The organism is Streptomyces sp. 378, from assembly GCF_030124145.1.
In the GTDB taxonomy this organism is placed as follows: Bacteria; Actinomycetota; Actinomycetes; order Streptomycetales; family Streptomycetaceae; genus Streptomyces.
The window spans coordinates 1-12,512 of the sequence record NZ_JASKMS010000034.1 but is presented as its reverse complement, the minus strand read 5'-3'; the positions used below and the strand labels follow the sequence as shown (position 1 = coordinate 12,512).

Annotated in this window: 16 protein-coding genes; 4 read left to right on the top strand and 12 right to left on the bottom strand. The window is 66.0% G+C overall.

The window, feature by feature from the left end:
• Positions 1 to 213 precede the first annotated feature (213 nt).
• From QNO09_RS33085 to QNO09_RS33035, 11 genes are all read right to left on the bottom strand, one after another.
• Entirely contained in the window at positions 214 to 1,365 is a 1,152-nt protein-coding gene (locus tag QNO09_RS33085; RefSeq protein WP_283973918.1) for a tyrosine-type recombinase/integrase, read from the bottom strand.
• Positions 1,365 to 1,547 carry a helix-turn-helix domain-containing protein gene (locus QNO09_RS33080; protein ID WP_086602848.1) on the bottom strand — a complete coding sequence of 61 codons (183 nt, stop codon included), beginning with the start codon at positions 1,545 to 1,547 and terminating at the stop codon, positions 1,365 to 1,367. Before QNO09_RS33080 ends, QNO09_RS33085 begins: the two co-directional genes overlap by 1 nt.
• Positions 1,540 to 2,841 carry a replication initiator gene (locus QNO09_RS33075; RefSeq protein ID WP_283973990.1) on the bottom strand — a complete coding sequence of 434 codons (1,302 nt, stop codon included), beginning with the start codon at positions 2,839 to 2,841 and terminating at the stop codon, positions 1,540 to 1,542. The genes QNO09_RS33080 and QNO09_RS33075 overlap by 8 nt, the downstream gene beginning before the upstream one ends.
• 139 nt (positions 2,842 to 2,980) lie before the next feature.
• Positions 2,981 to 3,220: a SpdD protein gene (locus QNO09_RS33070; protein WP_283973917.1), complete on the bottom strand. Its 240-nt coding sequence runs from the start codon at positions 3,218 to 3,220 to the stop codon at positions 2,981 to 2,983.
• A 24-nt stretch (positions 3,221 to 3,244) separates the two neighbouring features.
• The gene (locus tag QNO09_RS33065; RefSeq protein ID WP_283973916.1) at positions 3,245 to 3,439 is read right to left on the bottom strand and encodes a hypothetical protein; all 195 of its coding nucleotides are present in this window, start codon (positions 3,437 to 3,439) and stop codon (positions 3,245 to 3,247) included.
• Positions 3,440 to 3,454: 15 nt separating this feature from the next.
• On the bottom strand, positions 3,455 to 3,646 hold the full coding sequence (locus QNO09_RS33060; protein WP_283973915.1) for a mobile element transfer protein: 192 nt from the start codon (positions 3,644 to 3,646) through the stop codon (positions 3,455 to 3,457).
• Between the two features lie 4 nt (positions 3,647 to 3,650).
• Positions 3,651 to 3,833, bottom strand: a complete 183-nt coding sequence (locus QNO09_RS33055; RefSeq protein WP_283973914.1) for a hypothetical protein — start codon at positions 3,831 to 3,833, stop codon at positions 3,651 to 3,653.
• A 16-nt stretch (positions 3,834 to 3,849) separates the two neighbouring features.
• Positions 3,850 to 4,512, bottom strand: coding sequence for a DUF2637 domain-containing protein (locus QNO09_RS33050; RefSeq protein ID WP_283973913.1), 663 nt, complete (start codon positions 4,510 to 4,512; stop codon positions 3,850 to 3,852).
• A gap of 87 nt (positions 4,513 to 4,599) precedes the next feature.
• Complete coding sequence (locus QNO09_RS33045) at positions 4,600 to 5,976, bottom strand: FtsK/SpoIIIE domain-containing protein (protein WP_283973912.1); 1,377 nt, start codon at positions 5,974 to 5,976, stop codon at positions 4,600 to 4,602.
• Entirely contained in the window at positions 5,976 to 6,332 is a 357-nt protein-coding gene (locus QNO09_RS33040; RefSeq protein ID WP_030851889.1) for an SCO3933 family regulatory protein, read from the bottom strand. Before QNO09_RS33040 ends, QNO09_RS33045 begins: the two co-directional genes overlap by 1 nt.
• A gap of 166 nt (positions 6,333 to 6,498) precedes the next feature.
• Positions 6,499 to 7,287: a GntR family transcriptional regulator gene (locus QNO09_RS33035; protein WP_283973911.1), complete on the bottom strand. Its 789-nt coding sequence runs from the start codon at positions 7,285 to 7,287 to the stop codon at positions 6,499 to 6,501.
• A 107-nt stretch (positions 7,288 to 7,394) separates the two neighbouring features.
• Here QNO09_RS33035 and QNO09_RS33030 point away from each other — a divergent pair, with 107 nt between their 5' ends.
• From QNO09_RS33030 to QNO09_RS33020, 3 genes are read left to right on the top strand one after another with little or no spacing between them, the layout of a single operon-like run.
• Entirely contained in the window at positions 7,395 to 7,802 is a 408-nt protein-coding gene (locus QNO09_RS33030) for an NUDIX hydrolase (protein WP_283973989.1), read from the top strand.
• A gap of 46 nt (positions 7,803 to 7,848) precedes the next feature.
• Complete coding sequence (locus QNO09_RS33025) at positions 7,849 to 8,274, top strand: ATP-binding protein (RefSeq protein ID WP_283973910.1); 426 nt, start codon at positions 7,849 to 7,851, stop codon at positions 8,272 to 8,274.
• Entirely contained in the window at positions 8,268 to 8,654 is a 387-nt protein-coding gene (locus tag QNO09_RS33020; protein WP_502962376.1) for a hypothetical protein, read from the top strand. Before QNO09_RS33025 ends, QNO09_RS33020 begins: the two co-directional genes overlap by 7 nt.
• A gap of 344 nt (positions 8,655 to 8,998) precedes the next feature.
• Here QNO09_RS33020 and QNO09_RS33015 read toward each other — a convergent pair whose 3' ends face one another.
• A complete protein-coding gene (locus QNO09_RS33015) occupies positions 8,999 to 11,464 on the bottom strand; it encodes an nSTAND3 domain-containing NTPase (protein ID WP_283973909.1) in 2,466 nt (821 codons plus the stop codon).
• Between the two features lie 362 nt (positions 11,465 to 11,826).
• Between QNO09_RS33015 and QNO09_RS33010 the strand changes: the two genes are divergently transcribed.
• Positions 11,827 to 12,312 carry a DUF4265 domain-containing protein gene (locus QNO09_RS33010; protein ID WP_283973908.1) on the top strand — a complete coding sequence of 162 codons (486 nt, stop codon included), beginning with the start codon at positions 11,827 to 11,829 and terminating at the stop codon, positions 12,310 to 12,312.
• The last annotated feature ends 200 nt before the right edge of the window (positions 12,313 to 12,512 follow it).

Sequence of the window (12,512 nt, the reverse complement as noted above, 5' to 3'; positions counted from 1 at the left end):
CAGCGAACGTTGCCGTACTCGGAGGGCCGGCCCCACACCCTCCGCAGGAGGCGGGCACGCGTTGGCGCTGACCAGCGGAGCGCCCGGATGATCTCCTAAAGCGGGTGTCGCAGGTTCGAATCCTGCCGGGGGCACCAGCTCAGAAGGGCCCCACTTCCGAAATTTCGGAGGTGGGGCCCTTCTGACATCCACATCTGACATCAACGCGGGCGGTCACGCGCGGATGGGGCGTCTCCTGAGCAGGCGATCCATGTGGCTCATGGCTTCGCGCTGCGTGTCCTGGACGACGTGGGTGTAGACGTCCATCGTGATGCTGATCTGGCTGTGCCCGAGGATCTCCATCACAACGCGGGGCGCGACTCCGGCCGCCGTGAGCAAGGTTGCCGTTCCATGGCGAGCGTCGTGCAGCCGGATCACACGGAGGCCGGCGGACTGGGCGACGCGGGTGAAGGAGCGGTACAGGTTGCGCGGCTCGACAGGCCGACCGGTGCGGGTGGCAAAGACGTAGTCCGACTCCTGCCACCTCTCCCCCGCCTTGGCACGAGCCTCTGCCTGGCGTAGGCGGTGCCAGCGCAGGGGCGCAATGCACAGGGCGGGGAGAGGAACCGCCCTGCGACGGCGACTCTTGGGGTCGTCGTCATACAGGACGCCACGGCGACGCTGGACCTGGTGGCGGACGTAGAGGACGCGGTTGTCGAGGTCGACGTCCGACCAGCGCAGGCCCACGATCTCTCCCCGGCGGAGCCCCATGGCGATGGCGAGGACGAAGGCCGCGTAGAGCGGGTCTTTGCGGGAGGCTGCGAGGAAGTCGAGCGTCTCGTCGAGGGTCCAGGGGTGCAGCTCAGGCTTGTCGGTGCGGGGCGGCTCGACGAGCTTGGCGACGTTGCGCGTGATCAACTCCTCGCGGCAGGCGGAGGACAGCGCCGAGCGCAGAACTCGGTGCGATTCTTTGGCCGTTGCGGCGGTCGTCTCCCTCTCCAGGCGGACGAGGAAGCGGCGGACGTCAGCGACGCCGAGGGATTCGAGCCGCTTGGAGCCGAGCAGGGGCACGAGGTAGAGCCGGACGTGTGCCTCGTACTTGTCGAACGTGCTGAGCTTCCGCCGGGGCTTGATGACGTTGTCCAGCCAGTAAGGGAGCCAGTCCGAAAGCCTGGCCGACTTGGTGGGCACGGGCACACCCTGGTCCACCTTGTCGAGCAGCTCACGACGCTTGGCGTCACACTCGGCCCAAGTCTTGCCGTAGGCGAACTTGCGGGCCCGGGTTCCGTCCGGCTGGAGGACGTAGACCGCGCACTGGAAGCGGCCGTCCTTGCGCTTGGTGATGGTGCCGGCGCCGTTGGGGTTGCGCTTGCGTTGCTGGGCCATCAGGCGGCTGCCTCCAGTTCGTTGGTGATGTACTCGCGGACAGCCCGCGCGGGGATGCGACGGCATCGGCCGATGGTGATCGAGGGCAGACGACGGGAGCGGATGAGGTCGTAGACGGTTGAGCGGCCGAGCTTCAGCCGCTCCATCACGTCAGGCACCGTCAGCAGTTCGTCGTCATGCATGGGTGGGCTCTCCTTCCGTTCCGGGGGCGGGTTCAAGGGACGCGGCAAGCCAGGCTTCGGCGTCCGAGAGGCCGGTTCCGGCGAAGACCCAGTGCGAGAGCACGTACGTCGTGTCGGGCTCGGGGCCGTCGCCAGGTGTGGCTTGCGCACGGCGCCATTCGGCGCGGGCGTCGCGGAGGGCGCCGAGGGTGGTGGAGTAGCGGCGGGACTTGGTGGAGAAGTGGCCGCGGAATCCGAGCATGTGGGCCCAGGCGCGCAGGCGGAGGTGTTCGAGGTCCTTGCGTGCGCCGAGGAACCATGCGGTGCGGATCATGCGGCGGGCGTGGTCGCTGATGTCGAGCTGGGCGAGTTCGGCGGCGAACTTGAGCGGTCGGTCGAGAGCTCCCGTCGCTGTCTCAGCGCCCTTGGTGGCGTACTTGGCGATGTAGGCGGCGACGGCTCGTTCGGTGAGCTCCTGGCCGTCGTTGAAGTCGGCCGAGCGGATGGGGCGGACGTCGAGTTGGCGGCCGAAGGTGAAGGTGTGCGCACGGCCGTCGAGGACCGGTCCGTCCACGCGAACCCTGGCAGCGGCAGCGCGGATCGCGTCCGTGAGTAGATCGGCGGTTGCCCAGGTAGGGGGTGGAGTGTCGCCGCCGCTGGGGCCGTCGATGCGGATGACGGCGTGGAAGTGGACTGCGCCGCGCTTCTGGTACTCGGCGACCTTGGCGAAGGACACGCGGGCGTGCTCGCGAAAGCACCGCTGAGACAGGCCGGCGCGCTTGGCGACCTCTCGGCGCAGGTAGGTGGAGAAGCGCCGCCAGAGCGGACCGGCGTGGGCGTTCCAGAGCACGGCAGCTTCGTAGTCGTAGGTGTCCGGGTCGAGCGCGGAGCCGAGTACGTCATCGTCCTGGTCGTGGTGGGTGCCGCAGCGGCAGGGACGCCCGCTGGAGGGTCGGTTGTGAACCGGGCCGAAGCTCGGCGCGGTGAAGGTGGCGAACACGCGCGGGTGCATGGCGACGTGTTCGGGGATGCCCTTGCCACCGCGCAGGCCGGAGGTGATCAGGTGGAAGGTGTCGCGGCGGTAGACCTCGGCGCAGGCCGCGCAGCGGGTCGTGCGGCGGTTGTTGCAGCGGACGAGGAGCTGTCCGGCCGGGAGGCTGGTCGAGTCGAGGCGGTGGAGGACGTTGCCAATCTCGCCGGTGCGGGTGTTGACGTCGTACTCGGTGCGGTGGCCGTCAAGGCGGATCGGGCTGGTGCAGCCGCCGAGTCCGGAGAGCTGGCGGAGGATACCCGGCAGCGTGCCCTGCGCGGCCAGGTTCGCGAGTTCCGGGAGAGGTGCCGGAGTGGTGCGGGTGAAGATGGCGTTCCCCTTCTGACTTGCTGGGTCGGGAGGAGCAGGCGCCGGGGCGGCGAAATGCTTGGTCGTGTGCCGCCGCCCCGGAGGCCAGCGCGGTTCAGCGGCGGTGGTGATCGCGGAGCATGGAGCGCAGGACGACGGCGGCAACGGCTACGGAGATGGCCGTGACGGCGACGGCCGCCAGAAGCGCGGTGAGGACAACCCCGCCGACGACCACGACGGTCTTCTGATCGACGGAGACCGACGGGAGCGAGCGCCGTACGGGTGCCGGCTCGGTCGGGGTGTGAGTGTGTGCAGGCGGCGGGGTCGGGCTGTCGGGGTATTTCGGGAGGAACACGGTCAGGGCTCCTTATCTACTCGTCTAGATGTGTGAGCCGTTTATGACGGTTACGCCGGAACGTGTGCCGGACTCGATAGCGGGTGCGAGGAACGTGTGGGAGAGCCAGAAGCCGAAGAGGGCGATCAGGACGACGATCCAGACGCGGACGCCGAGGAACCTGACTGCTCCCCAGACGAAGAAGCCGAGGACGACGACAAGCGGCAGGCTGACGGTCACGAGGCGAGGGTCCTTTCAGCGAACGGGGCAGCGGTGGGTGCGGGCAGCCAGCTCGGCGGCGGCGCGGCCGTCGTAGTCGGTGGAGAAGCCGCAGCGCGGGGCGGTGCAGGCGGCGGTGTGCTTCTCCTGGCCCCGGCCGTCGTAGTACGTGCCGACCTGGACTGGGCCGATGCGGCTGACGTGGCGGAAGCGCTTCGGTGCGGGCATGCGGTCAGTCCTCCTGTCGCGGGCTGGGACGGGGGAAGTCGCCCAGGATTCGGGCGGCTTCTTCCGGATCCTGCGTGCGGTCGGCGGCTTCTTCGGCGAGGAGCCGGGCAAGGGCCGGCCGACCAATGACGGCCATCTCGCGGGCCGCTGCGAGGTAGTCGGCGGCCGTGTTGAAGCAGAGCGGCATGGTCTCCCTTGGCTGGTCAGGTGAGCTGTGCAGCGATGGCTTCGGCCATGGGCGACGGGACACCGAGGCGTGCGCGCAGGGTCGGCGTGTCGATGGCCGTTCCGGTGCGGGTGTGATGCTCGGCGGCGACTTTGCGGGCGTGCTCGACCAGGGCGGCCGGGACAGCGACCGGAGGCGGGGCCAACGGCGGGGCCGGTGCCGGGTCGGCCGCCGGTGGCGTCGGGGGGTCTGGCGTGGGATCGGGCGCGTTCTCCTCGTCCTCGAAGTCGTCAGGATCCTGTTGGTCTACGGCGTCACTGGCCTCGTCGTGCGCTGTCGGCGGCGAGTGGACCAGGAGCGTTCCGCCGAGGAAAGCGACCGCGGGCCAGCCCGCCACGAGGATGCGCAGCCAGGCCGGTACGTGATCCAGGTCGAGCAGGCCAGCGGTGGCGACGTTCGCGCCCAGGGACGCGGCGAGTGCGATCAGGAACCAGCACCACCCGGCCGCTTTCGCCTCTCCGGAGCGCAGTCGGCGCCAGGCGGCGACGAGCAGCAGGTCAACGCTGATCGGGTAGGCCCACGCCTTCCACCCGTCTTGTCCGGCCGCCGAGGCGACATCGTGCAGGTGGGCGAAGGACAGCGCGGCGGCGATAACCGCCTGAACGAGCACCGCATCGACGCGGGCCAGGTGGGCGCGCATGCTGCGGCTCCTTCCGAATTCGGGCATGGGAGGGGTAGGGATGTGGCGTGAGGCGGTCACGCCGACCGAGGTTGAGTGGGACGCGGGTCAGTCAGCCACTGGCCGGGGCCGCACGGCCGGGCCCGGTGTCTCGACGGGCCGTACGGGCACGTCGGGCCGGAAGGGCTTGAGCGCGGGCAGGTCGGGGACCAGGTGGGCCGACTCGCGGCAGGTCTCGGCAGCGTCACCGAGGGACAGGTACGGCGTGCGGATGCGCGACCAGCCGCCGGAGGTGTCACCGGCCACGGCGAGGCCGGGTCGTTCAGGGGCGATGGCGCAGGCGGCGGAGACCGCTTCGGGTGCGATGTCGCCGAGTGCCATCTTCGCGGAGGCTTCGTCGTTGACGCGGTGGCAGACGCGGCCGGTCAACTGGGCCCGCAGCATGGTGGCGCCCTTGCCCAGCTCGGCGCCGAAGCGCTGCCCGCAGACCTCCAGGTAGATGCCGGCCGCACGGCCGAGCTGAGCGAGGCGAATGAGCTGGGTGACCATCTCGTCCCGCCGCTCCTCGTCCTTTCTGGTAGCGACGAGGAAGAGTTCAGCGACCTCGTCCACGAACAGCACGACCGGGACCGGGCGTTCGGACTCGGGCAGTCCCCAGAAGTCGGAAGTGATCTCCTCGGCCGGGGTGTCCGGGGCGATGCCTTGCCGGGCCTTGATCAGGTCGTAGCGGTCCTCCATTTCCTTCACCAGTACGGGCAGCAGCTCGGCCGCCTGCTCCGGGTCGGTCGCCAGCGCGGAGAGCCGGGAGGCGAATGGCGCCAGCTCCACACCGCGCTTGCAGTCGATACCGACGAGGGCGACCGGCTGAGGGGCGAGCCCAGCGATCAGGTGCCGCAGGTACATGGACTTGCCCGACAAGGTCGCGCCGAGGGTGAGTTGGTGAGGCACGGTCCGGTAGTCGCGTACGAACGGCATGGCGTCCTCCCGCAGGGCCACCGGCACCTGAAGGAACCCGGCGCTCACCTTGCGAGGCATCCGCACCCGCCGCAGCACGTCGAAGCCCACCAGCCGTAGCTCCACCACACCGGGCCTGACTGTGGTCACGTACACGGCGTGAACGCCCCAGGCGTGCCGCAGCCGTTCGGCCGAGGCGGCGACGTCGGCGGGTTCCTGCCCCGGAGCGAGCCGCAGACGGAGCCGCAGCCCGGTCGAGGTGGGCCGGATGAGGCCCCGACGCGGCGGTACGGGACGAACTTCACGGCGAGTGGTGGCCTTGACCGCCAGCATCCGCAGCCGGGACGGAGCCACCGTCAGGCCGCAGGCCTCCATAACCGAGCCGTACGAGCTGAGCAGCCGGGCCGTGGATATCGGCAAGCCGACCGTGGACCAGTACACCCCGGGATGCTTGGCCCGGGCGTAGGCGGCCCCGCCGCCGAGTGCGGCGACAGGACCACCCACTTCCAGGAGTGTCGTCAGATCGGTCATCAGGCAGCGGCCCCGGTGGCGGCCGGGAACGCGGCCGGAGTCACGGCGGCGGCGCGGTAGGCGATGCCGTGCCGCTGCTGCCCGTTGAAGACGCTCTCCCACGGCCGGGCCACCAGACCCGGAAGCGAGACCGGAGCCCCGAGCGTCAGCCCCTCGGAAACGCCGCTCTCGGGAACGGTGACCTTGATCAGCGACGATTCGCCGTCCTCCAGGTAGACGACGCCGATCGTCATCAGCGCCTCTCCGCTGGTGGCGTCCTTGGCGATCTCGCCCGTCTGCCGGTCGCGGACCTTGGGCTCGGGGGCCTCGGTCAGCAGGATCGTTGCGGCCGAGGTCTCTACACGGATGGTGCGCAAGACTTCTTCCCATCTACTCGTCTATACAAGATGCGGCGTTCGAACCCGATCTCCCGGGAACGGCAACCACCTTGCCACACCACTTGCCCACTCGTCTATACGAGTATGCCTGTTGGGGTGTACGAGTTCGGAGGAGCCTCCCCGCGCACCACCACCGGTCAGGCGATCACGTCGCCGGGAGCTGGTACGACAGGACGTACGCGTCGGCTGCCATGACCGTGTCGCAGACCTCCACGGCCCGCCCTTCCTGGTCGAACGCGGTGCGGATCAGGTGGATGACCGGCACGCCGGAGGCCAGCCGCAGCGTCCGCACCTCATCGGGCGAGGGCATCCGGGCACGGATCTCTTCCTCGAAGTGGTCGAGGCGGTGCCCCAGCTCCTCAAGCCGGGCATAGATGCCACCGGGCCCGGGGTTCGGCTCGGCGATCGGTGTGCCCCGCGCGATGTCGAGCGGCAGATACGAGGTGGCGAACTCCACGGGTCGCCCGTCCAGCAGATACCGGCGACGCCGGGCGAGCACTCGCCGCACGGACCCGAGCCTGGTGGAGACGTCCTGGCTGGCCTTCTCTTCCTTGACCTCCAGGCTGTCCACCTGCGGGTGACTGCCGGCGGCGTCGGCCTCGACGATGAACGCGGACTTCCCCTGCTCGCGGTGGCGCCGGGCGAACCGGTCGGAGGCGAGCCGCCTGACAGGCGGGCGTGGTCGCACGAAGACGCCCTTGCCGTGCTCGGCGTGCACCAGGCCCTCGCCCTGGAGGACGGAGAAGGAGTTTCGAACCGTCATACGGGAAACCCCGTAATGCTCGACTAGTTCGGCCTCGGAGGGCAGCTTTTCGCCCTCGCGGAATCGCCCACGGTCGATGGCCTCGCGCAGCTGGTCGGCGATCTGCCGGAAGACCGCACGATCGCTCGTGGGGTCGAGGTCGCCGAGGAGGCCGGAGGAAAGAGGGGGCACGTGTACTCCTTTAGGTATCTAGACGAGTGGGCGAGCTTTGTTGCTACGGTGGAGAGCCTAGCCATCCGAGAGGGCAGAGGAACGTGAGCACCGACCGTCCGCACTCCGTGAGCGTCGCCGGAGTCATCGTCGACGACCAGGACCGCGCCCTCTTGATCAAACGCCGCGACAACGGCCACTGGGAACCCCCGGGCGGCATCCTCGAACGCGAGGAAACCATCCCCGAGGCCCTCCAGCGCGAAGTTCTCGAAGAAACCGGCATCAAGATCGCACTTCCCGCGACCCTGACCGGGATCTACAAGAACATGAAGGGCTTGATCGTCTCCATGGTCTTCCGCTGTGAGGCCGCCGACGGCACGCCCGCCACCGGGGACGAGACCCGCGCACTGCGCTGGGCCACCCGCGAAGAAGTCATCGAACTCGCCGACGAGGCATACGCGATCCGCGTCCTGGACGCATTGGACGCGGTATCCCCGCCGGCCATCCGCGCCCACGACGGCGTGAAACTCGTCTAGCCCGAACCCGCTGCACATGGCGGCCTACCAGCACGAAGGAACTTGTATGCACGAGTATACGAGCACCGCCCGGGTCTGGGGACTCACTTGCCCAGGTTTTCCGGAAGAGGTGAGCCGGGCCCGACGCTGGACGCGGGACATCCTGCGGGGATCTCCCCTGGCCGATGACGCCGAGTTGATCGTGAGCGAGCTGAGCGCGAACGCGATCCTTCACACGGCGAGCGGCGGGCTGGGCAGCTTTCACCTGGCCCTGGCTGTCTCCCCCAAGGTGGTTGCCCTGTCGGTCACCGACGAGGGTGGGACGGGCATCGCTCCGAAGGTCGAGCAGCCGAGCGTGGACGCGGTACACGGCCGCGGCTTGGGCATGGTCAGCGTCATCGCACACCGGGTCGTCGTCCACGGCAGCCACAGCGGCTACACCGTCACCGCCGAACTCTTCACGGACACCCAGCCGGGAGGACGCCCGTGCTGATGGACAAGCCCCGGCGGGGCTTCTGGTGCGAGTGCTGGACGCAGGACGTCAACGACGAGGCAGGGTCGCCAGCACTCCGGGCATCCTTCGACGCATACTCGGCGCCGCAGGCAGACAGATGGGTAGCGGTCGCCCTGCGCACGATCTCACCGGCACTCGATCCAGACGCCTCCGATGAGGCCTGGGCCTGGCTCTACGACGGCCGCATTGACACGCGACGAGCCCTCTTACGCATGGAACCCTGCACAGTCTCGGTGACCCACGCCAGCACCCGCATCACCTGGAGGATCCGGCCAGTGATCTTCCTACCGATGGCTCACCGCCAAGATGTCGAACTCCCAGCCTGCGCATACGACTTCAAGCCCCACACCACAGACTGAGTTACAACTTTCTCTACTGGTTCAAGGCGGCTCGCTCCGCTCCCCGCGCGCGGCCCGGCCCCCGGCCGGGCCTGCGCTCCTGTCTCCGCCCCGCTCCAGCCCGGCCGGCGCCCGTGCCGCGCGCACAGCAATCAGCCGCTTGCCCTCAGAGAAGGGGCACGTCGTGGCTGGGGCGGTCGGCTACACGGCTTTACGAAGCCACTTTGGCGCGAGCCTCGAAGATCATGGCCCCAACGTCGTGCTTTACCGGGCAGGTCCACAGACTGCCCGACGCGCCGCAAGCTTACGGGGCCATGATCACTCGCGCCAAAGCAGCGCCACCCCAAAGCCGCTCCGCCGACCTCTCATGGCCGCCCCAGAATTCTGGCCGCGACAACTAGGCCATGATTGCTAATGCTGGCCGGGTAGATTCGGATAGGTGCACTCGAATAATCACCCTGCAAGTCATCACCCTGGAGAAAGAGGTCATCGGCTTCCAATTCCAGCGATGACCCATGATCCTTGAGAGCTGAGTCGCGAGCGTAAGTTGCGGCCTCAAATTCTCGAATACCTGCAACCAATTGCCCAATATCTACACCCAGCCATTCTGCCGCAGTGATAAGACAATCAACATCTTCATGGAGGTCACCCTGGCTAATCCGAATCACTTCATGTTCCAGATCATCGAGAAACTTCCATGCTGCTTGTCCTAGATTAAGACGAAGGGAGGCTCTCTCGACTTGCCCCGGTGCCCGATATCGCTGGGCATAGATTCGAGCAGTAGAGAAGTGGGCCGGAGCAAACACCTGACTGAAGAAGTAATCGCGTAGATGATCTATGAGCCATTCGCGAAATTCACTCCAGCGCGAATGATCAGACATGCCGCGCGTGAACCATAGGTGGGACAACATCCCTTCCTTGCTCGCAATGCGTGCGGAGGGAAAGGCTTGGGTCAGCGACTCTGGGATCCAAGCCTCTTGCTCCATTCGATGGCTCCTGACGAAATCCCAGATGGCTTTCATCCTGCGCTCAGCAGACAACGGCGGCATGACTTTCCACCGCTGCGATCCATTGCCATAAGCGGGATGAAATTCATAAATCCCGGAAGGGAACAGTCGTAGCATAGCTTCGACGAATGCCCTGCGCGTCGCCTTCCCTTTCGGGCCCGAAATAGCTACGGGAGAAGCGAACCGGTCGATGCTAATTTGGGCCGCCTCATCCACTGACCCATCATCCAGCCAGGCCTCCTTCTCGCTTGTTGGAGTCACGAGGCCTGCCAGCACTTCCACTTGCGAAAATGTGACAGCACTGGCCAGAAGCCCTTCGATGGCTGCAGTGTCGGCAGAGAGCCGAAAGGCCACGTAGTCACCGATGGACGCGTTGGCAAACCCCACCAGTGGCAAACTATAGAAGTCGCTTATTTCGATGAAGTCCCCATCTATCGCACGCATAGCCTGGCGAATTTCACTTTTGGTGGCTGGCTCGCCAATTTCTTGCGTGTATCGCGTCGTAATCTCCACCGCGTCATCGAAAAGCAGTGTACGAAACGTGCTAAGCACCTGCAGAACGCACCTCTGGAGCTCGGTAAGCTGATCATCGTAGATCCCCTTCCATAGATCCAGAGGCGACTCGAACGACTGCAGAAGCCCCAGCGCAAGCTCTCGACTGGTTAGAGCCGACGCATCTTCTCCACGTGCAACGCTCGCCACACGGTCGATATAGAAGTGCGACAACCGTGGGTTAAAGTTTCGATGCTTGATAACCTCAACCCATTCCGCCTCTGCTAGAGGTTGCTGCAACACTGGATTGGCTCCGGAAAAAAAGATCTGCCGATATAGAACTTCCGCCCTCTCCAGCGCCGTCATATCCGAGGAGTCCATGATAAGGCGAGATAGATCTACGCTAGTATCCTGAAGTCTCTGATGGTGCATTTTCGCATTCGTCAGGATGTATTCCCGCGTAGTCAGGATCAGACGCAAATTGTCTGAACGGCGGGCGTCCTGGAGCAGTCCGACGATGCGGGCGTCTTCATTCTTTCCATTCAGGAAGGCGGTCCGGAGGGAGGATCCTAGAAAGTCATCGTAGAAGACAACCTGCCGTCTTTCATCGTCCAGAATCTCTTCCGCCTCATCGATGTTGTTGACTGCGACGACAGGATCCCACCCAGCCGAAATGCACTCGCCTATCAGAATTTTCGCAGCCGAAGTCTTTCCCACGCCTGGCGGCCCCGACAGAATTACTGCACCCTCCGATTCAAGAATGCTTCTTGCTCTGTCGACGTCACGGGTGTTAACGAGATAAGCGCTGTCCCTGGCAAGTTCTTCTACAAGGTGCTTACTTCGCCTGATTTCTTTTGAGCGAAGGACGCGCTGCAGATTCAGCGTATTGCCCACCCAGAGCTTGAAATGACGTTGCTCCACTCGGGGATGCCGGGCCAGCATGGACTCAAGATCTTCCCGGCCTAGAATTTGAGAGACGGGAAACTCTTCACTGTATAGCTTGGCAATTTCGTTCTTTCCATGGATGCTGAGAGGCGCAGTTGTGACGGCAAAATAGCGAAAGCTGAGGCGATGGACGCCGCGCTTTGCCTCTTTTTGAAAAGTTGCCCTTAGGCGAGCTAGGGCTGCCGTCGGATAGTGCTTAACCTGTGCTACCGCATAACTTCCCTCCGGCAGCTTCAGGGGAGGGGCGCACGGTCCATTGACCCTTAGATCAACGCCCCCGTCCGCCCCTGCTTGGAACCTCTCTACGTGAACGCCCCATTCTGCGGACAGGAGATCGCAAACGATCTCCTCCGCGTCGCGGTCCGAAAGTTTCCCCCACTGGTACATCCTGAAACGCCTCCCCGAACCCTGACGCGAAGTGTGTCTGTTAGTGGTCGGAATACGCAACCAAGGTGCTACGTCTGAGGGCCCCAGGAGCGACGTGTTTGGTGCTCGCAGTCCCCAAGCTGAGGGCTCAGGCAGCGTCATTGCGGGTCGGCCGTCGTGGCTTGCTCTGGTCGACGGCACCGGCAGCGTGGCGGAGGCCGGTGGGGGTGCAGCGAGACATACGCGTGCGTGATCGATCGGCGCACCCGACGCCGTGGCTAACTGTCGTCGGCTGAGGCACAGACGAACTCGTATTCAGCTTGAGCAGATGTCATCGTCACCCGCCCGCGGCCGGCGCGACAGGGCTGTGCATCCTGGGCACCATGACGAACCCCGAGGGCCAGTACGTGAAGGTGCACTTCCGACTCGAGATCAAGGACGACTGGCCCCCGGCATCGGTGGAGAGTCTGTGGGCGGTCGACCAAGGCGACGGCACTGCGCGGCTCGACAACATCCCCTGGTTCGTCCGAGGCATTGCCTGCGGGGACATCGTGGCCACGGAGCCCGACGAGGAGGGCGTGCTGTGGGCCGGCGAGGTCGTTCGGCGTTCGGAGAACTGCACCATCCGCCTCATCGTGCTTCGTGACAGCGGTTCGGAAGCCGCACGGCAGAGCGTGCTCAACGCCTTTCACGAACTCGGCGTCTGCGGCGAGGGCATAGAACGCTTCCGCATGGTCGCCTTGGACGTCCCTCCCACCGCCGATCTCGCCAAGGTGCAACGGTTGCTCAACCACGGTGTGGCCAAGGAGTGGTGGGACATGGAAGAAGGGTGCATCACCGCGCAATGGCGAGCCGCCTCCGCCGACTGACGCCGTCCACGCGACCCATGGCTGGGCCGTCCCTGGGCCGTCCGACGCCGCTCGACAGTGGCCAATGACGACCAACGACGACCAGCAGGCGCCCCAGCCCACCGCCCCTGACCAGCAAATACCCAGCTCACTAAGAAGTCATCTCATTTGGCTGACTCGGTAGGCTATCGCCCGTGGGGATCGTTGAGCGGCTGGTGCCT

Coding starts and splice junctions, on each gene's coding strand:
- QNO09_RS33085 (WP_283973918.1), bottom strand. CDS start 1,365: ATGGCCCAGCAACGCAAGCGCAACCCCAACGGCGCCGGCACCATCACC.
- QNO09_RS33080 (WP_086602848.1), bottom strand. CDS start 1,547: ATGCATGACGACGAACTGCTGACGGTGCCTGACGTGATGGAGCGGCTG.
- QNO09_RS33060 (WP_283973915.1), bottom strand. CDS start 3,646: ATGCCCGCACCGAAGCGCTTCCGCCACGTCAGCCGCATCGGCCCAGTC.
- QNO09_RS33055 (WP_283973914.1), bottom strand. CDS start 3,833: ATGCCGCTCTGCTTCAACACGGCCGCCGACTACCTCGCAGCGGCCCGC.
- QNO09_RS33050 (WP_283973913.1), bottom strand. CDS start 4,512: ATGCGCGCCCACCTGGCCCGCGTCGATGCGGTGCTCGTTCAGGCGGTT.
- QNO09_RS33045 (WP_283973912.1), bottom strand. CDS start 5,976: ATGACCGATCTGACGACACTCCTGGAAGTGGGTGGTCCTGTCGCCGCA.
- QNO09_RS33025 (WP_283973910.1), top strand. CDS start 7,849: ATGCACGAGTATACGAGCACCGCCCGGGTCTGGGGACTCACTTGCCCA.
- QNO09_RS33015 (WP_283973909.1), bottom strand. CDS start 11,464: ATGTACCAGTGGGGGAAACTTTCGGACCGCGACGCGGAGGAGATCGTT.
- QNO09_RS33010 (WP_283973908.1), top strand. CDS start 11,827: ATGACGAACCCCGAGGGCCAGTACGTGAAGGTGCACTTCCGACTCGAG.